Source organism: Estrella lausannensis, assembly GCF_900000175.1.
Lineage (GTDB): Bacteria > Chlamydiota > Chlamydiia > Chlamydiales > Criblamydiaceae > Estrella > Estrella lausannensis.
Genome location: NZ_CWGJ01000011.1, coordinates 198,932 through 217,573, shown reverse-complemented (window position 1 = coordinate 217,573; position 18,642 = coordinate 198,932). Strand labels below are relative to the sequence as shown.

Here is an 18,642-nt window from a genome sequence, read left to right as displayed (position 1 = left end):
ATTCTTAAGTAAACCCGACGAAGCCAAAGACCAATTTTTCAAGTTGTTTCGGTATATACTGAAACGGGCTCTAAATTTGGGATTGAGGCCTTAAGAAAGCCTCAGGATACAACGATCGCACGTGACCTGGTTTACAAATATAAGGGCGACCGCGACCACTCGGCAAACCAAATCTGGAATACTTTCGGTATAAAACAGTCTCTAAGATAAAGGCTAAAAAAGCAATGAAGCGACCAGCAACGGCCATATCAAATGCAAGAGGGTTCTTGTTGACTCTTGCTCTGATGCTGGCGCTTCTTACTCCCCTCGTATCATACGCCGCCATTCCCTACGAAGTTAGCTTAACCGGCATCGAATCGGAATGTGTCGAAAGCCTTGTTCGCTCCTCTTCACAACTCGTCAACCTGATTAACACCCCCCCGGCGACGCGGCTGGCTCTTAAAAAAAGGGCCGAATCCGATGTACCCAACATCATAAACGCCCTCCATAGCCAAGGCTACTGGGGATCGGCGGTCGAGCTGGACTATGATTTCGATACGACCCCTGCAAATGTCATCGTGAAGGTCAATCCGGGGCCTCTCTTTCCTCTCGGGGCGCTAGAGGTCATCGATGCAGACACCGACGAGAGACTGGAAGTCAACCCGGCAGACCTAACCCTCTGTCTTGAAGAGCCGCTGCTCCCGATCAAAATCAGGGCAGCCGAAGAGTTTCTTTTAAACCTCTTCGACACCTGGGGGTACCCCTACGCCTCGATCACCGATACAGAGGTAATTGCCTGCCTTAAGACCGAGACCATTGTGCTGCGGCTAAGGATCAAAAGAGGCTCCCTGATGTACTTCGGAGATGTGCGGGTCGTCGGCAACGAAAAGGTGTGCACCGCTTACTTCTTCAAGAAGCTGGCCTGGTCGAGAGGCGAACTCTACTGCCCGCGCAGGATCAAAGCGACTAGGCGAGAACTTGAAGGAAGTGGTCTCTTTACCTTGGTCGACATCTATTACCCGGAAGGTCCGGCCGAAGGACAGGATCTCCCCATCACCATTGAAGTCAAAGAAGGAAAAAACAGAACCATCGGCATAGGCGCTAACTTTGCCACCCAAAGGGGGCTTGGATTTTCCGGAGAGTGGGAGCATCGCAACTTCAAGGGCATGGGAGAAGTGCTGACCGTGAAGACCAATCTGTGGTGGGACACCCAAATGGCCCGGCTCTCCTACCTGCAACCCGATCTCTACTGCAAGGGTGAGGACCTGATCTGGCTCTATGAGTTCAACCGGGAGGTCACCGAAGGTTATACCGCAAAATCGTTAAGCGCCTTCGCCCGCATTGAAAAAGAGATGAACAGCAAGCTGAAGATCTCGTACGGTATCGGATACAAGCACCTTCGTGACACCCATATTCACGAAAAGAAGCGTCACCAAACCCAAAAGGACCGTGACGAGGAATTTAACCTGATCAAGACTCCCTTTTCGGCATTCTACAACGGGACTGACGACCTTCTCGATCCCTCTAAGGGAATGACCTTCCGCTTTTCGACGACCCCGACGGTTTCCATCACCGACCCCGTGATTTTCTACTCTATCAACACGATGACCTACACTTTCTACAAACCCATCTGGAATGATAAAACCATCTTCGCCTTCCGGACTACCCTGGGTTCAATCTTCGGGGCGAGAAAAACGACCATTCCCCGTTCCGAACTATTTGATGCCGGCGGCGACACCCTCCTGCGCGGCTATAAGTATAAAACGGTCTCTCCCCTCGACGATGATTACGATCCTACGGGGGGGCGATCCATGCTGATCTCCTCACTGGAGATACGGCAGCGCTGGTCAAAAGACTTTGGCGGAGTTGTTTTTTTTGATATCGGCAACGTCTACGCTTCTCCTTTACCCAACCTGCAAAACGAGATGCTGAGGTCCGCCGGTTTTGGCATCCGCTATTACACCTTAGTCGCGCCAATCCGCTTAGATGTCGCCTTTCCGCTAACGCCGCGTAAACACGTTGATAAACAACATTACCAAATTTATTTCAGCGTAGGGCAAGCGTTTTAAACAAACTTTCACTATAATAGTTAAAAACGTCATAAATCAAATATGTATCTCAAGAGCGTTCGTATATTTTTCCTGATCGTCATACTGGCGATATTGGCCGCTCTTGCTGCCATGCAGATGCCGCAGGTCAAAGAGCTGGCTATAAGGAAAGGGGTCGAATGGCTCTCAAATAGGATCGGCTACGACCTGCAGGTCGGCGATGTTGAGCTGATGCTGCCCTTTGAAGTGATTATCAAAAAACCTGTGATTCTCACCCCGAAAAAAAAGGCTGTATTTGAATCAGAGAGCGTAACGATACGCGTCAACCCCTATTCCTTCATCACCCGGGAGGTGCACCTCCACTCTCTGGTTATTGAAAAACCCCGCTTCAAAACGGGGGGAGCAGGAGCTCGTATCGGCATCAGGGAATTCGAAAAATACCTTCCTCCCCTCGCTATCAGCATCAATCATTTGCAGTTGACCAATTTTGAGCCTGATAAGGAGCTGAAGAACTACCTTGATGCGGGATTGTACTCTATCGATGCCAAATTTGAATATGAACCCGAAGAGGGTTACGCATTTATCAATGTCAAGGTCTGGAATGAAGAGAGCCCCGATGATTCACTGAACGCAAGTGCAGCCCTCTTTGCCGATGACGAAATCGGATTTGTCGGTTTCGAGGCGTTTAAAACGAGAGGCGTGTTGAAGGGGCCTGCCGGCAATACCATCGCGCGTGTCACAGGCAACTTATCGGGAACCGAAGCAGAGTGGCTTCGCTTCGTCGCCGATCCGGCAGGTTTTGACAACTACACCCTCGATGGTCAAATACGGGCTTCATGGAACTACTTCGGCAAAGATGAGGAAGGAAAGCTGAGCACGATTAAAGGCGGAACCTCGTCTTCGATGCGCATTGGAGGCAAGAAATGGGCGGAGTTTACTGACTTAGAAATCACCACTCCCTTTTTGCACCTGCAATCCAACCTTAGCATTGGACAAGATCTTGCTCTGGAAGGCACTCATGGCACGATCACTTTCAATGACGCAGGAGAGATCCTTCAGCTTTTGGGCGTTCAAAACGATTTAGAAGCCAAAGGGGCGGCAGTAGCCCAGTTTTCGATCGGCGGCTCAAAAGAGGCTCCAAGCGCCAAAGTACGTATCCAGGCAGAGGCATTTGAGATCTTGGCAAAAAAGATCGAGAAGATAGAATCTACGCTGGAATTCGTCACGTCGGATGCTCTATTCACAGGCGACCTTGAAATTAACATTAGCGACCAAAATGAGAAATATTACAGCACCGTCCATTTCAAAACTGATCTGGATACCGTTTTAGAGCTGGAAAAAGCGGCGATCGAGCTTCCCTGGGGCCAGGGCGAGCTGGACTTGCTTGTCGGGAAGAAGGGAGTCATAAGATCCCGGGCGAAAGCGGACATCGCCGACCTGGCGTTTTTGACCACAATTCTGAACAAGAAGGTGGAGGGAAGCGCGAAAGCAGACCTCTTTTTCTTTGTAGATGAGTCGGGCCTTGCGACAATAGCCCTCAAAGTTTCTTCCGACAAAATCACCATGGATAATTTCAACGCCTCCGCGCTAGAGATTATGCTTGATGCCGACGAGTGCCCCGACCGCATATTTTGCGGAGGCGAGGCCAAAATCGGCTCTCTCGACCTATTCAATGAAAAGCTGACAGAGCTCCAGCTTGTGTTCGAGCGCAAGGATATCGGAGACGCAATCCCCTATCTGCTCTCTCTTGAATACAACGACCAGCCCGTCAAAGCCTCCGGATTCCTCTCGGTCGAAAAACTGCAGAAGATGAAGATCGGAGTCAATCAACTAGACACATCTCTTAAAGCGCTTGAGGTTCATTTGAAAGAGCCTTTCGTCGTCTCGGCGGAGTGGGGATCGTTCGAGACGACACCTCTCTTTTTAAATATCGGCAAAGGTTCCCTCTTTGCCTCAGCCGATATGCATGAAGACTCCTGGCACTTTTCACTGAGGTTTAAAGAGATCCCCTGCGGCCTCTTCCCTTTTGAAGAGATTTTCGATCAACACCTTGAAGGAGATGCGGAAGGCGAAGCCTTCCTCTACGGTACATTTGACCAACTTGAAGGGCAGGTCAAACTGGATGTCCATGACCTGTTCGCCACTGAGGATGCTCACAAAAAAATCCCTCTGCTCAAGGGGTCTCTTGCAGCTTCCTTCATAGAAAACCGGATGGAAATGCGTGGTGAGGTCTCCGGTATCGGTGATGCCCCTCTTCACGTGGAGGCAGCCCTTCCCCTTTCACTGGGATTAAAAGCGCCCTATTACCGCCTTGACATGGACGCGCCCATGAAAGCCAGGATAGAAGCGGAGGGAGCCCTGACACCCCTGCTTGAGCTCTTCATTGTCGATGCGGCCTCATTTTCGGGAAACGGTAAGATTGAGATGGAGGCGGAAGGGAGTATCAACTCACCTAAGATACACGGTGCGTTTATCCTCTCCAGCGGACTCTTTGAGATCGCAGAGCTCGGCACCCATCTGACCGGCATCCGCGCGGAGATTAAGGGGGAGGGTGATATGCTCTACTTAAACTCTCTGGAAGCTGGCGATGGAGGCAGCGGAACCATCACCGGATCAGGAAAAATGCGCCTTTCCCTGAAAGACAATTTCCCCTTCCAAGTCGACTTGGCGCTCAGCCGCGCAAAGCCTGTACACGTCAACCTTTTCGACGGAGAGGCCAATGGATTTCTAACCTGTACAGGAACCATCGACAAAGCCCATCTGCAAGGGGCCCTCAGCATTCAAAATGGCCGGCTCCTCCTGCCCAGAAAGATCCCAGAAACCTCAGTCTCGTATCCTGTGCGTTATGTAAATCAGGCAGATGCAAAAATTAAACCTACCGAATTGGCCGCCGATTCCGGAATCGACTTTCCGCTGGATGTCGACATAGAGCTCTCCATACAAGATTCCTTCGCCATCGTGGATGAGGATCTGCAATCGACATGGAGAGGAAAAGTCAACGTCACCGGCCCCGCTTTAAAGCCCAATTTCATCGGAGAGGTAAAACTCATCGGCGGCGACTATCTTCTCAACGGCAAGCAGTTCAGTCTGTCCCAGGGAAGAATCGCCTTCAATGGAGATTTTGAGAAAAAATCGAGTCTATATGTCAGTCTCTCAAGAGATATCCAGAATTACCAAGTCGAAATCATCCTGAAGGGCCCTCTGAAAGATCCGGAGATACTTCTCAGATCGAGGCCGTCTCTGCCCACACAACAGGTGCTGTCGCTGATCCTCTTTGGACGCACAGCTTCCGACATCAACGAGCTGCAAGAGGAGCAACTTGAACAGTCACTGTCCAATTTGACCAACTCCGACAAAAAAGACGATACTTTGACCAAATTCCAAAAAACTCTAGGAATCGATCACATCGAGTTCATGCGCTCAAACGACTCATCGCAGCAGGTTTGCATAAAGGTTGGCAAATACATCTCCCGCAACGTCTATCTCTCCGTCTCGAGAGATTCGGCCGAAGAGGTCAACGCCATTTCGCTAGAGGCGCAAATACAGAAAAACATCAAAGCCCAGATCGAGGCGCAAGATAACGCCCAGGGACAGTTCTCCATCTTCTGGAAGAAGAACTACTGACTCTGAAAAAGGGGCAACACGCTTCCGTAGCTTACACCACAACATTAAGGTTGAAAACGTTAGGAGCCTGCGGCTTTAGAAATTGACCGATGTGGTATGATGAGTGCGTAGTCAAAGCGATGTTTTGACAAAGGAGTATTCATGACTTTTGGAATCATCATTCTTATCGTGGCTGCGGTCGTCCTATTCTGGTTGATCAGCATCTACAACAATCTGGTAAAGCTTAAAAACCAGGTTAAAAATGCCTGGGGGCAAATCGATGTGCAGCTACAGCGCCGCTACGACTTGATACCTAACCTGGTTGAAACAGTGAAGGGATACATGTCCTATGAGAAGAGCACTCTCGAGGCCGTGATTGAAGCGAGAAGCAAAGCCATGGGCGCGATGGAGGCTATCCACAAGCAGGAGATTCCCTCCGGACAGGCTATGAAGGAGCTGATGAGTGCTGAGACTGTTCTCCAAGGTGCGCTACCCAAAATATTTGCGCTGGCGGAAAATTATCCCCAGCTGCGGGCATCGGAAAACATGGCTCAGCTGCAAGAAGAGCTGAGGACAACAGAAAACCAGGTGGCATTTTCAAGGCAGTCCTACAACGATCAGGCGATGCAGTACAACATCACCCAAGAGCAGTTTCCGACGCTCATCTTCGCCAAGATGTTCGGCCATGTGCCCGCCGATATCTACAAAGTCGAGCAGGAAGAAGCAAAAAAAGCGGTAAAAGTTTCATTTAACTAGCGTAATCCAATGGACTTCTGGAAAGCACAGCACAACGCACGAACCAAGACAAAATACTATCTGGCTGCATTTGTCTTGATTACGCTCTTCACAGCCATCGTGGCAGAAGGCGCCATGCGCTATTTTGCGCCCGATGTCTACGATGCGCCCTATCCGCTCATATCCATCCTATTTCTTGCCATCACCTTCATCGTCGCCGGATACAACTACACGATGTACCAGTCGTTTGGAGGAGCCTATGTCGCGCGTTCGGTGGGAGCCGTTGAAGTCCACCCCCTGACGACCGATCCGCAAGAGAAGGTTTTACTCAATATTGTCAAAGAGATGGCGCTGGCATCGAGTCTGCCCATGCCGCGCGTCTTTATCATCCCAGCCAAGCAGATCAACGCTTTCGCGGCAGGTTTAAATCCCGACTCCGCGGCGATCGCGGTTACAGAAGGCGCTATCGAGCGTTTGAGCCGTGATGAACTGCAAGGCGTTGTCGCCCATGAGTTCGGCCACATATACAATGGCGACATGCAGATCAGCTTAAGGCTCGCAGCCATGGTCATGGGCTTTTTCTTTGTGATGTATCTAGGCTTCAGAACTCTGCAGCTGGCCTCCTATCGCCGACGCGACTCAAGGGAAAAAGGGGGGAACCCCGTTCTGATTGCCGCTCTCGTGCTGCTTGTAGCAGGTGTTTTTACCTGGTTTGCGGGCACACTGCTCAAATGTGTTGTGAGCCGTGAGAGGGAATACCTTGCCGATGCCTGCAGCGTCCAGTTTACCAGAAACCCGCGCGGTATTGCGTCTGCCCTAAGAAAAATTGCCGGAGAATCTGTAAATGACATGCCGAAGGCCGGTATGGCATTTTCCCATATGTACTTCGACGAACATCTAGGCTTCAGCAGTCTGTTTGCCACACACCCGCCCCTTGCAAAACGAATCCAGGCCATCGAGGGGAACCTCTATGCTCCTGATCATCCTTTGCCCTAGTCCTCTCAAATCCATTAGCTCCGTCTGTTAATTTATAAAAGCTAAGAGATTTTAATCGGCTCCTCTGGAAACAAGTTTTCAAACAGAGCAATTCGCCCGACAAGTAAAGGCGAATTGCCGTATACCCGCTTTGGTTTTTCGAGAAAGAGTAAACTCCCACGCCAAATTTTGAGATACTTTCTGTATAATTGTCAGGATTTTCACTCTCTGTACAGATCGTTTGCCTTTTAAAATATAAAACAGTAAAAGAAATTTATATTTTAACTCTCACAAAGAGGACCTCATGACTATGCTTCAGAAAACAAAAACCTTCTTCTCGGCGCTCGCATGCACCGGAGATTTTTTCCAGCATTTTGTGCTGCTGGCATTCCGCCTCTACTTTGGCTACAACTTCTTCCTAGCCGGATATCAGAAATTTCATAATATCAAAGAGACGGCCGCCTTCTTTGGCCAGCTTGGGATCCCGCTGGCTGACGCCCAGGCCTACCTGGTCGCTTCGGTCGAAATGGCCTGTGGTATCTTGCTGATCGTGGGACTAGCTTCCCGCCTGGCTGCGATTCCTCTGATCATCACGATGATCGTTGCCTTGCTTACTGCGCACAGCAAAGGCGCGTTTCAAATTTTCAGCAATCCATCCGCCTTTTTATCGGAAATGCCAGTCAGCTACCTGATCGTCTCACTGGTTATCTTTGTCTTTGGCGCCGGGTGGTTTTCGCTCGACTATCTCTTCGGCCGCTTCTGCTGCAAATCCTGCAAAGGGTAAAAAAAATCCCTTGGGAACTGCATTTTGTGCATTCCCCAAGGGATCAATCCTCAAAAGATATCGTTTTGAGCGCTTAGCCTTTCAGTTTGTAGGCGACAGCGCCTTTTTTAGTCTTCACGGGAACACCTTTTTTGGTTGTCAAGGCGACCTCTTTGGACTTCTTTTCTTTTTTGCCACTTAACATCTTAGGCATCAACTCATCGACAGTGGAAGCTAGATTGGGTTTTATAGACAGAGCAGTTTTGACATCTTCCTTTCCTCTGGCTTCATCGCCCATTGCGATATAGGCCAAACCCCTATAGAGGTAGCCTTTGGCGCTTCCGGGTCTTGCGCTTAAATAAGCAGTGAAATCTTCAGCGGCGCTCTGGTAGTCCCCTTGCATAAAATAGACAAAACCTCTTCTGCGGATAGTGTCGACATCCTCAGGATTGTTCTGTATCTCTCTATCGGCAAGCGATCTCGCCTCATCAAGCTTATTCTCAATAATTAACGTTTTGATTTGGCTGCTTGTTGCGGAGGTTTCCGCCGCAAAGCCACATCCTGCGGTAACGGCTAATATGAAGCTAAAAAATGCTATTTTTTTCATTGCAAGTGCCTTATGTGAAGATTCGAATAATAATTATGCACAAATTCCTATTATTTTGCAAGGTTAATAACCATTTTTTTAACTGAAAAGAACTCAGGTAATTGGAAAACCAGCTATACCGAAACAACTTGAAGAATTGGAAATTTGGCCAGGAGGGCCTTAAGAATTTTTGTCCGGAGCGAGCGACCATTGCCGAGAGGCAAGGCGCGAGTGAGAACGAAAATTCTTAAGTATACCGAAATTGTCTCAAAATTTGGATTTGGCTTTGATACCCCCTTTTAAAGACACTTTCTGGATAAACGCCCGTCCGTCAGGAATAAATTTAGAATTTTTGAGACACATACGATATAAAAGAGGTAAATAAAGGAGATCATTCATGACTGAGGGCATAAAAAAAGAGAGCACGGCAAAAGACATCGCCATGGAATACGTTCAGCGGATCTGGGATGAAAAAGATATGACCGCGATCGATACACTTATGGCAGAGGAGATCGTCATTCACAGTTCCTTTGGCTATTATCAGGGAAGAGCCAAAATGCGCGAGGTAGTCTCGGCTTACTACAGCGCCTTTCCGGATCTGAAAGTCAGTAATGATTTTATAATTTCAGAGGGTGATAAGACCATGATCCACTGGCAGGCAAGTGGAACACACCTCGGCAACTTCAAAGAGCTGCCGCCGCGCGGAAAGAAAATCTCGTACACGGGGGTCACCATCTACCGGACTGCTCATGAGAAAATAGTCGAGTATTGGGCTTATGTTGATCTTCACTACCTGATGCAGCAGTTGAAATGAGTACTTTTAATCTGCCAGAAGAAAAAATCCGTAATCGCTCAAGCGCTCAAATCCGAGAGAAAGAAAGGGAAGACTCTCCCTTTCATCATGGGTGATGGCCAGGGAACGAATGCCCATCCGCTTGCAGTGAAGGGCAAGCGCGGCGACAAAACGGGTAGCCAAAGCGGCGTCCTTCTCTTTTTGTCCTAGGCTTAAATGGTGAATTGACGCCCTGTCTCCCTCATAAAGAATAGAAGCGGCAGCCACGATCTCCCCTTCTTGAGAACCGAGAAAATGCCTGACGGAAAAATTTTTGACAGCCCCCTGCATGAAGAGCAGATCGCGCTTTCCTCTTTTTGTCAGAGCCATCCTGCTTGCCAGTACATCGGAAATCCCTCGCAAATCAGAAGGAAATCGGAGCGTCAGAGGGTTTTTCCCCTCCAGCAAAGACTCCGGAGTGGAATTAAGTTCCGCGTGAAGCCCGAGAAGAGTTGTCTCTTTAACAAAACCCTGACTGAGAAGCGCTTCCTGCAAATGCAGGCAGCCTGCTTCATCTTTGACGCGCCAAAAAAAGGGAACCCCTTCGCGGTCAAATCTCTTCTTCATCATCTCGATTCCGCCGGGAATATGCCGGGGATGCAGGCGGCAATTCAATACACCGTTGAGATAAGGGGAATCAATCCGTGTGGAGATGGTAATCAAGTCGCTCGAGAAAGTAAGTTCTACTCCCATGGCCAGCCAAAACCGGATCGGCCCCTCATCGACAAAGGCCTCTTTACGCTCCCTGGCTTTTTGTTCCAAACGTGTCGAATAGGACATAGCAGCACCGAAACAAGCGTTCAAAAATTTGGGCGACTCTATAATCTTTCTTGCAAATTGTAAAATATTTGGCAAAATGAAGTTGAGGTTTGAAAAAAAAAGTATCTATATTACTGAGCTTTGTCAGTTAATGAATTCGAGTTTCCGGCAAAATAAAAGCTCCCTAAGAATGAAACATTGTCATTCTACTACCAAGTGACTTGTAATCTTCCACTCTAGGGAAGCGTTCTCTTTGCCAAAAACCAAATTTTGAGGCACTTTTGGTACAACATCAAGGATCCAGACTATGAGACCTTCTCTGATCGACTACCCCGGAACTATCCTCTCTATCGCAGTATTCATCGCATGCTTTATACTCATCTGGAGCGAGTCGAGGATGCCGATCAACAGCATGATAGCCGCTATGATGGCCGGAGCATTAACCCTGCTCTGCTATGTGGTTACAAAAATGGTCTACCTTGCAATGAAAAGGCCTAAATCATAAACCAATGATTCCTCTTAAATTCGAAGGGAGCGAACAATGATCCTACAAGACATGGAAGCGACGGCAAGCCCTCTCGCGGATTCTGCGAGGCACACAAGAAATGCCGATCCGTGCGTCGTAGTCATCTTCGGAGCGACAGGAGATTTAACTTCAAGGAAGCTGCTGCCCGCTCTTTACAACCTCTCCATTATGGGACTTCTCCCCCAGCACTTTGCCTGTGTCGGGTTCGCCAGAAGACCCAAACCTCATGAAGTGTTCAGGCAGGACATGAGAGAGGCCGTCGATCAGTTTTCGAGAACAAAACCGATTGGAGACGAGGACTGGACACCGTTTTCCGAAAAGATTTTCTACCACCAGTCCGAATTTGACCAAGAAGAGGGATACGAAAAGCTCCGAGAACTGCTCCTGGACATGGACAGAAAATTCGGCACTAAAGGCAACAGGCTATACTACCTCTCCACCCAGCCCAGTTTCTTCCCTGACATTATCGAACGATTAAGCCGACATGACCTTCTCTATGATCAAAACCAGGTGAAAGACCGCTGGAGCCGTGTCATCATTGAAAAGCCCTTCGGCCACGACTTCCATTCTGCCGCCAGCTTGCAAAAAGAGATCACCAAACACCTCTCGGAAGAGCAGATCTACCGCATCGATCACTATCTGGGTAAGGAAACGGTACAAAACCTTCTCAACTTCCGCTTCAGCAACCCCATTTTCGAATCGATCTGGAACAACAGCCACATAGACCACATTCAGATCACCGTAGCTGAGGACATCGGTATAGGCACACGCGGACGCCTCTGGGAAGAGGCCGGGATGCTACGTGACATCGTACAAAACCACATGATGCAACTGCTCACTTTAGTAGCGATGGAACCTCCCGCCAATCTTAAAGCGGATGCCATTCGAGATGAAAAAGTCAAAGTCATGCAGGCTGTGAGGCCCTTTCCCCCACAGGATTTAGAAAGTTGCATTCAGCGGGGACAATACGGCCCCGGCTTCATCAAAGGCCAGCCGGTCAAAGGGTACCGGGAGGAAGAGAATGTTTCTCCTAAATCCAACGTCGAGACATACGTTTCCCTGGAGCTTTTCATCGATAACTGGCGCTGGACAGGGGTTCCCTTCTATCTCAGGGCGGGCAAGCGCCTTCCGAAAAGATCCACCGAGATTGCGATCACCTTCAAGGCGGCTCCCTCATTCCTCTTCCAAAAGAGCCAGGGAAAGATCGAATCGAATGTTTTAGTCATCCGCATCCAGCCAGACGAGGGCATCTCTCTGAAGATGAATTGTAAAGTACCCGGACTTAACAGCCCCATACAGCCTGTTAAAATGGACTTCCACTACGGTTCATACTTCGGTGCCAAACCACCTGAGGCTTACGAAAGACTTCTCTGCGATGCCATGTCCGGCGACAACACCCTCTTTGCCCGCATAGACGAAGTGATGGCATCATGGAAGCTTTTCACACCCGTCCTTAAATACTGGGAAAGCACCGTCGCAGAATCGTTTCCCAACTACCCTTCGGGAACATGGGGGCCGGTCGAATCGGAGATTCTCCTGGCTAAAAGCGGAAGGCGCTGGAGAATCATTTAAGAAGTAGGACAAGGCTGGATCATGGGCAAAGAAAGCAGCGTGCATATCATCGACATTGATGGAGAGCTCAAAAAGCTTTGGGACGAGCAAAAGCATGAAAAAAAGATCAAGGCGTGCCTGCTGACGCTCATCATCTACACCAGGGATGATGTACGCGGAGATTACCTGAGAGAGATCAATCGCTCGATTATCAAAGAGTTTCCCTGCCGCATTATTTCAATTACGGAGCTTGGAGAGGATGTCACAAATGTCCTGACAACGGAAGTGTCGCAGCACACATCTCTTGAAGGGGGAACCCTGATCGCGAGCGACCAGATCACCATCAGAGCGAGCAGTGAGTATATTGAGCGCATCCCGTTTATCGTCCTGCCCGAAATAGTACCCGACCTACCTGTTTATTCAATCTGGGGTGCCCCGGTATCACCAAGCAACGCCCTTCTGACGGAACTCGAGAAAGCTTCGACCAAGGTTATATTCGACGCAGAGTCCTCTCCCCCCTTAAGCGCTTTCAGCAAAGTCCTTTACCAGAAACTAGGAAAAGTCCCCTGCGGGATAGCTGATATCCACTGGGCGATTGCGGCAGGATGGCGCGAGTGCTTTTATCAGGCATTCAATCGTGAAGAGGGCATGCGGTTTTTAGAAACAGTGAACAAGGTGAAAGTCACTTTCAATGATACGGAGGCTAAAACGCTGCCTGCCCGTGACACACTCTCTTGGTATTTCCAGGCCTGGCTGGCTGGCAGAATGCGCTGGACCCTGCTGAAAACCGACCATGCCAAACGGGAAACCAGCTACCAATCAAAGTCAGGAGTTGTCTCGCTGCAAATCGTTCCGGAAAAAAATCCGAAATTCCACAGCAGTTCCATTCTCACGATAGAGCTGACTAACCCCTCGGGCGATTCCTACATCTTCACCAGACACCCTGACTGGGATAAAGTCGTGGTTCATGTGACCAGAAAGAATACGTGCGAGCTGCCTTTTGTCTTCCCCTATCCCGATTTTTCCAGAGGATCGAACTTCATGAGGGAGCTCTTCTTCCAGGCTGAGAGCGACCACTACAAGAGAACTCTGGAAAAGTTGTCCGAGTTATCTTAAACCCTCAAGAGGCTGTATGGCATTTCCAGAAATCGACTCATCCATCAAAGCGTTTGACAAAAGGCGCGATATTGCTGTGTTTAAGACAGCGGATGATGCCATTGTTTTCACGGCAAAATATATCGTCAACGTGGGTCAGGCAGCACAATCTGCCCACAGCCGTTTTTCTATCGCCCTGTCAGGGGGCAACACCCCCAAGGCTGTTTTCATGAAGCTGGCAGAGCCCTCCCTTCAAGATCAACTTGTCTGGGACAAAGCACTCGTTTTTTTCAGCGATGAGAGATCGGTGCCGCCCGATCACAAAGACAGCAACTTCAAAAGCGCGATGGATTCAGGGCTTGGCAAGCTCCCAATTCCTAGAGACCAGATCTTCAGAATGGAAGCGGAAGAGCTGCCCGATATCAAAGCTGAAGCCTATGAACGGTTGATTGAAGATAAGCTTTCTGGAAACGCTCTCGACCTGACGATGCTAGGGATGGGTCCCGACGGGCACACTGCTTCACTCTTTCCCAAAACACATGCCCTGCACTCTCAAGACAGAAAAGTTGTCGCCAATTACGTTCCAAAGCTTGACACATGGCGGATGACCTTCACCTTCCCCATGATCAACGCCTCGAGACACATCATCGTCTTAGCTTTCGGGAAGGATAAAGCGCACATGGTAAAAGAGGTTTTGACAGGAGCGCAAGATCCCGATGCCCTGCCGGCAATCCGCGTCGGCACGGAAACCCACAAAGCACTCTGGATACTCGATGAAGCGGCGGCGGAAGAGTTGACCGCAAAATAAGATTATAAAGAAAGCGCCTCAAATTTTGAGACACTTTCGGTATATACCGAAAGTGTCTCAAAATTTGGTTTTTGGCAAAGAGAAAACTCTCGCGATTGAATGATCGTAAGCCACCTAATATTAGAAATATGAGGTAACTTTGTAATCTTTCAATCCCGAGGCTTTTTCAAAGCCAAAATCTCAATTTTTGAGGCACTTTCGGTATACACCACCCCTTTCACAAACGGAGCTTGACATGGTGCACCTACCGGATAAGAGCATACTCGACACAATCGGAAACACTCCTCTTGTCAAATTGCAGAAAATGTCTCCTAATCCCCTAGTCGATATATTCGTAAAGCTCGAGAGCTTTAGTCCCGGGGCCAGCATCAAAGACCGGATCGTCAAATTCATCATTGAAGATGCCGAAAAGACCGGCAAGCTGAAGAAAGGGGGTGTCATTATCGAGAACACTTCCGGTAATACGGGAGCTGCGGCGGCGATGATCGCCGCGATCAAAGGCTACCGCTGCATCCTGACCATGCCGGACAAAGTCAGCCTGGAAAAGCAAAATGCTCTTCAAGCCTTCGGCGCTGAAATCATCATTTGTCCCACTTCCGCGGCGCCAGGCTCCAAAGAGCACTACGTAGAGAAAGCTAAAGAGATCGCTGCGAAGACGCCATTGAGCTTCCGCATCAATCAATATGACAATCCGCTCAACCCCCTCGCCCACTACCTTTCGACCGGCCCCGAGATCTGGAAGCAGATGGAAGGAAATATCGATTACTTCGTCGCCGCCGCAAGTACCGGAGGCACAATCTCCGGTACATCGCGCTATCTCAAAGAACAAGACCCTACCATCAAAGTGATCATGCCCGATCCGGTCGGCTCTATTTTCGCAGAGTATTTCCGCACAAAAAAAATACCTGAGGGAGGCTCCTGCACCTATTTTGTGGAAGGAATCGGAGAAGACCATCTCACGCAGGCGATGGACTTTGATCTTGTCGACGATGTGATACAAGTCAATGACAGTAAAAGTTTCCAAGCTGCCAGAAGGCTTGCCCGAGAAGAAGGCATATTGGCAGGAGGGTCAAGCGGCTCCAACCTCTTCGCCTGCTTGGAAATCGCCCAAAAAGCAACCGAGAGGACACGGATTGTGACAATCCTGCCCGACTCGGGGCTTAAGTACTTAAGTAAAATATTCGACGACGAATGGATGCTAAAAAATCATCTGATGCAGTAGGACAAGACATGAAATTCGCAACTCGCGCTATCCATGAAGGCATCGAGGCCGATAAATCCACAGGGGCGCTGATGCCCCCAATCTATATGACATCGACTTACCTGCAGGAAGCTCCGGGTGCTACCAAAGGATACGACTACACCCGCGCAGGCAACCCCAACTTCACGGTGGCTGAACGGCAGCTTGCAGCGCTTGAGGAGGGCTCTTTCGCTACGCTTTACTCCTCAGGACTCGGCGCCCTTTCAGCTCTTCTTTCTTCCTTTAACCAAGGCGATACAGTTCTCGCGTTCAACGGCATCTATGGAGGAACATTCCGCCTGCTGGACAAGGTATTCCAAAGGTTCGGCCTCCATTATCGCCTGATCAACGGAGAGGATGAAGGGGCACTCGCCGAGGCGCTCGACAAAAAGCCGGCCCTTCTTCTCTTTGAAACGCCAAACAATCCCCTGCTTGGCATCCACGATATTGAGGTTATTGCAAAACAGGCAAAAGAGAGGGGTGTCACCACCTGTGTTGACAACACCTTCGCCACCCCCTATTTCCAAAAACCGCTTACCCTCGGAGCCGACATCGTGTGGCAAAGCTGCACCAAATACTTAGGGGGGCACTCCGATATTATCGGCGGAGCGCTGATCACAAACAGCCGGGAGTGGAAGAGTAAGTTCGACTTTGCTCGCATGACCGTCGGCCTCAACCCCAGCCCATTCGATGCCTGGCTCCTCTCGCGCAGCATGAAAACTCTTCCCCTACGCATGGAAAAGCATGCACAAAACGCCGGAGAAATCGTCTCCTTTTTAAAAGACCACCCTCTCGTGAAAACCCTCTACTACCCTGGCATGCCATCGCACCCGCGTTATTCGGTCGCCCAAAAGCAAATGAGCGGTTTTTCCGGGATCGTCTCGGCGGAGTTCAACCTAACTCTTGAGCAAACCAAAAAACTCATTTCCAGCTTCAAACTCTTTGCTTTGGCAGAAAGCTTAGGAGGGATCGAGTCTTTAGTGTGTCACCCCTCGACGATGACGCACGCCTCAATTCCTAAAGAAAAAAGAGAGGAGATGAAAATATCGGACGGTCTGGTTCGCTTTTCCGTCGGACTCGAGGATATAGAGGATCTGAAGAAGGATCTCACGAGCGGGCTCGCCAGTTGTTAAAATCCCCATTTTTCCTTTATACTGTTTCCTTTCGAATAGAGAGGCGAGGCAAACATGAATTCGGCATTTATCGAATACTTAAAAAAAAATATTCAAGAGCTGAAAGAGGGCGGACTCTACAAATCGGAGCGGGTCATTGCGTCCAAGCAGAGCGGATCTGTCAAGGTAGCGGACGGCAAAGAGGTGATCAACCTCTGCTCCAATAATTATCTGGGACTTGCCAGCGACCCCGAAGTTGCCGAATCAGCGAAAGCGGGCATCGAAACCTATGGCTTTGGCCTCTCATCGGTACGCTTTATCTGCGGCACACAAACCATTCACAAAGACCTGGAATCAAAACTCTCTCAGTTTCTTGGCACTGACGATACGATCCTCTACTCCTCCTGCTTTGATGCCAACGGCGGCCTGTTTGAGACGCTGCTTTCCCAAGAGGACGCTATCATCAGCGACGAGCTGAACCACGCCAGCATCATTGACGGAATCCGCCTTTGCAAAGCCCAGCGCTTCCGCTACAAAAATAACGACATGCACGATCTGGAAGCTAAATTGAAGGAGGCGTCAGGAGCGCGCTTCAAAATGATTGCGACCGATGGAGTCTTCTCCATGGATGGAACACTTGCCAACCTGCCTGCGATTTGCGATCTGGCAGAAAAATATAACGCCCTCGTGATGGTTGACGACAGCCATGCCCCCCCCCCCAGCCATGCTGTCGGTTTCATGGGAAAGGAAGGACGCGGCACCCATGAGCATTTCAATGTCATGGACCGGATCGACATCATCACGGGAACTCTGGGCAAAGCTCTTGGCGGGGCCAGCGGTGGATATACTTCCGGACGAAAGGAGATCATCGAATGGCTGAGGCAAAGATCAAGGCCCTATCTGTTCTCCAACACTCTGGCGCCACCCATTGCTGCCGCATCAATCAGCGTCTTAAAGATCGTGACTGAAAGAAGCGCGCTTAGAAAAACGCTGCATGACAATACACGTTATTTCAGAGAAAACCTCGAGAAGCTGGGCTTCAGCATCATTCCCGGGGAGCACCCGATCATTCCGGTGATGCTGGGAGATGCCAAATTAGCAAAGGAGTTTGCCGATAAAATGCTCGCCCACGGCATCTATGTGGTTGGTTTCAGCTATCCGGTCGTCCCCATGAATAAAGCGCGTATTCGCACTCAGATGTCCGCAGGTCTCACAAAAGAACATCTGGACAAAGCACTGAGTGCCTTCCGGGATGTGGGACGAGAGCTTCATGTCATCCGCTGAATCACAGGCAATCACCCTGATCCTGATGCGTCACGCCGAACCTCTTCCTGGTTCGGCTCTTGATGATATGTCCATTCCCCTCTCCCCTGTCGGCAAGGAGAGGGAAAAAAAACTGTGCCGGGAGATGGAAAGACAGGGACTTATCCCTGAAATGATCATTGCCTCTCCTTGCTTGCGGACAAAAGAAACAGCGGGGAAAAAAAGAAACAGCCGAGATTGTCGCTTCTTTTTTTCAGATTGACTTTTCATTGAATGACGCTCTCTTAGAACCCTTTCAAAAAGAGCTGCTTCTGAAACTCATTGAGAGCTTAACCTCCATCAAGACCGTAGCGCTTATCGGCCATGGCCCGTCTTTGACGGAGCTCGCCAACACTCTCCTGAAAGAAAGACGCTTTCAGTTCATGCTAGCCAAAAGCTCTGCCGCCGCACTCAAAATAGAGCTTGCCGCCCCTCTAAAAGCTACGGCGCTGATCTCCTACCTGCAGCAAAATTAGACATGTCCTCTCGCGGCAGGGGGGCAAATAACAATTGCCCAGTTGCCCCGGTAAAGGAAGAGGCTGTACCGCTCGCGAAAAATTCCCGGTGTAACAATTTCACGCTGAAAGCATCTGAGTGAAGGAGTTGCCCCTTGAGTTCCGGACAAATAAAACACACCTTCTATTCATTACGATATAGATGTATTCATATCCGTTTCGTTAATTATTGATTTCCTGTATAGATATGGATCTAGTACCCAATCCTTTAAA

The 18,642-nt window shown here is 49.5% G+C and carries 17 protein-coding genes; 15 read left to right on the top strand and 2 right to left on the bottom strand.

From position 1 onward, the window contains the following. The first annotated feature begins 224 nt into the window (after positions 1 to 224). The 5 genes from ELAC_RS03940 to ELAC_RS03920 all read left to right on the top strand — a co-directional run bounded on the left by ELAC_RS03940 (position 225) and on the right by ELAC_RS03920 (position 8,124). Complete coding sequence (locus ELAC_RS03940) at positions 225 to 2,048, top strand: autotransporter assembly complex protein TamA (protein WP_098037975.1); 1,824 nt, start codon at positions 225 to 227, stop codon at positions 2,046 to 2,048. 42 nt (positions 2,049 to 2,090) lie between these two features. Further along, positions 2,091 to 5,651 carry a translocation/assembly module TamB domain-containing protein gene (locus tag ELAC_RS03935; RefSeq protein WP_098037974.1) on the top strand — a complete coding sequence of 1,187 codons (3,561 nt, stop codon included), beginning with the start codon at positions 2,091 to 2,093 and terminating at the stop codon, positions 5,649 to 5,651. 141 nt (positions 5,652 to 5,792) lie between these two features. Next, a complete protein-coding gene (locus ELAC_RS03930) occupies positions 5,793 to 6,386 on the top strand; it encodes a LemA family protein (RefSeq protein WP_098037973.1) in 594 nt (197 codons plus the stop codon). Between the two features lie 9 nt (positions 6,387 to 6,395). Then, complete coding sequence (locus tag ELAC_RS03925) at positions 6,396 to 7,361, top strand: M48 family metallopeptidase (RefSeq protein ID WP_098037972.1); 966 nt, start codon at positions 6,396 to 6,398, stop codon at positions 7,359 to 7,361. Positions 7,362 to 7,644: 283 nt separating this feature from the next. Beyond that, positions 7,645 to 8,124, top strand: coding sequence for a DoxX family protein (locus tag ELAC_RS03920; RefSeq protein WP_239414357.1), 480 nt, complete (start codon positions 7,645 to 7,647; stop codon positions 8,122 to 8,124). 73 nt (positions 8,125 to 8,197) lie between these two features. Here the strand turns inward: ELAC_RS03920 and ELAC_RS03915 are convergent, their stop codons facing one another. Then, entirely contained in the window at positions 8,198 to 8,710 is a 513-nt protein-coding gene (locus ELAC_RS03915; protein ID WP_098037971.1) for a tetratricopeptide repeat protein, read from the bottom strand. A 376-nt stretch (positions 8,711 to 9,086) separates the two neighbouring features. Between ELAC_RS03915 and ELAC_RS03910 the strand changes: the two genes are divergently transcribed. Then, complete coding sequence (locus ELAC_RS03910; RefSeq protein ID WP_098037970.1) at positions 9,087 to 9,503, top strand: ester cyclase; 417 nt, start codon at positions 9,087 to 9,089, stop codon at positions 9,501 to 9,503. 6 nt (positions 9,504 to 9,509) lie between these two features. On the opposite strand, the gene ELAC_RS03905 is transcribed toward ELAC_RS03910, so the two are convergent. Next, the gene (locus ELAC_RS03905; RefSeq protein ID WP_098037969.1) at positions 9,510 to 10,301 is read right to left on the bottom strand and encodes a hypothetical protein; all 792 of its coding nucleotides are present in this window, start codon (positions 10,299 to 10,301) and stop codon (positions 9,510 to 9,512) included. Positions 10,302 to 10,587: 286 nt separating this feature from the next. Between ELAC_RS03905 and ELAC_RS03900 the strand changes: the two genes are divergently transcribed. The 9 genes from ELAC_RS03900 to ELAC_RS03865 all read left to right on the top strand — a co-directional run bounded on the left by ELAC_RS03900 (position 10,588) and on the right by ELAC_RS03865 (position 18,390). Next, positions 10,588 to 10,785 carry a hypothetical protein gene (locus ELAC_RS03900; RefSeq protein ID WP_098037968.1) on the top strand — a complete coding sequence of 66 codons (198 nt, stop codon included), beginning with the start codon at positions 10,588 to 10,590 and terminating at the stop codon, positions 10,783 to 10,785. Between the two features lie 51 nt (positions 10,786 to 10,836). Next, positions 10,837 to 12,378 carry a glucose-6-phosphate dehydrogenase gene (gene zwf / locus ELAC_RS03895; protein ID WP_098038194.1) on the top strand — a complete coding sequence of 514 codons (1,542 nt, stop codon included), beginning with the start codon at positions 10,837 to 10,839 and terminating at the stop codon, positions 12,376 to 12,378. 21 nt (positions 12,379 to 12,399) lie between these two features. Beyond that, a complete protein-coding gene (locus tag ELAC_RS03890; protein ID WP_098037967.1) occupies positions 12,400 to 13,473 on the top strand; it encodes a glucose-6-phosphate dehydrogenase assembly protein OpcA in 1,074 nt (357 codons plus the stop codon). A 16-nt stretch (positions 13,474 to 13,489) separates the two neighbouring features. Next, positions 13,490 to 14,260, top strand: a complete 771-nt coding sequence (gene pgl, locus ELAC_RS03885) for a 6-phosphogluconolactonase (protein WP_098037966.1) — start codon at positions 13,490 to 13,492, stop codon at positions 14,258 to 14,260. Positions 14,261 to 14,495: 235 nt separating this feature from the next. After that, a complete protein-coding gene (locus tag ELAC_RS03880) occupies positions 14,496 to 15,482 on the top strand; it encodes a PLP-dependent cysteine synthase family protein (protein ID WP_098037965.1) in 987 nt (328 codons plus the stop codon). An 8-nt stretch (positions 15,483 to 15,490) separates the two neighbouring features. After that, positions 15,491 to 16,633 carry a trans-sulfuration enzyme family protein gene (locus ELAC_RS03875; protein WP_098037964.1) on the top strand — a complete coding sequence of 381 codons (1,143 nt, stop codon included), beginning with the start codon at positions 15,491 to 15,493 and terminating at the stop codon, positions 16,631 to 16,633. Between the two features lie 54 nt (positions 16,634 to 16,687). Further along, a complete protein-coding gene (locus ELAC_RS03870; protein WP_098037963.1) occupies positions 16,688 to 17,896 on the top strand; it encodes a glycine C-acetyltransferase in 1,209 nt (402 codons plus the stop codon). After that, positions 17,883 to 18,137, top strand: coding sequence for a SixA phosphatase family protein (locus ELAC_RS11605; RefSeq protein WP_143406432.1), 255 nt, complete (start codon positions 17,883 to 17,885; stop codon positions 18,135 to 18,137). The genes ELAC_RS03870 and ELAC_RS11605 overlap by 14 nt, the downstream gene beginning before the upstream one ends. Positions 18,138 to 18,144: 7 nt before the next feature. Beyond that, complete coding sequence (locus ELAC_RS03865; protein ID WP_143406431.1) at positions 18,145 to 18,390, top strand: hypothetical protein; 246 nt, start codon at positions 18,145 to 18,147, stop codon at positions 18,388 to 18,390. The last annotated feature ends 252 nt before the right edge of the window (positions 18,391 to 18,642 follow it).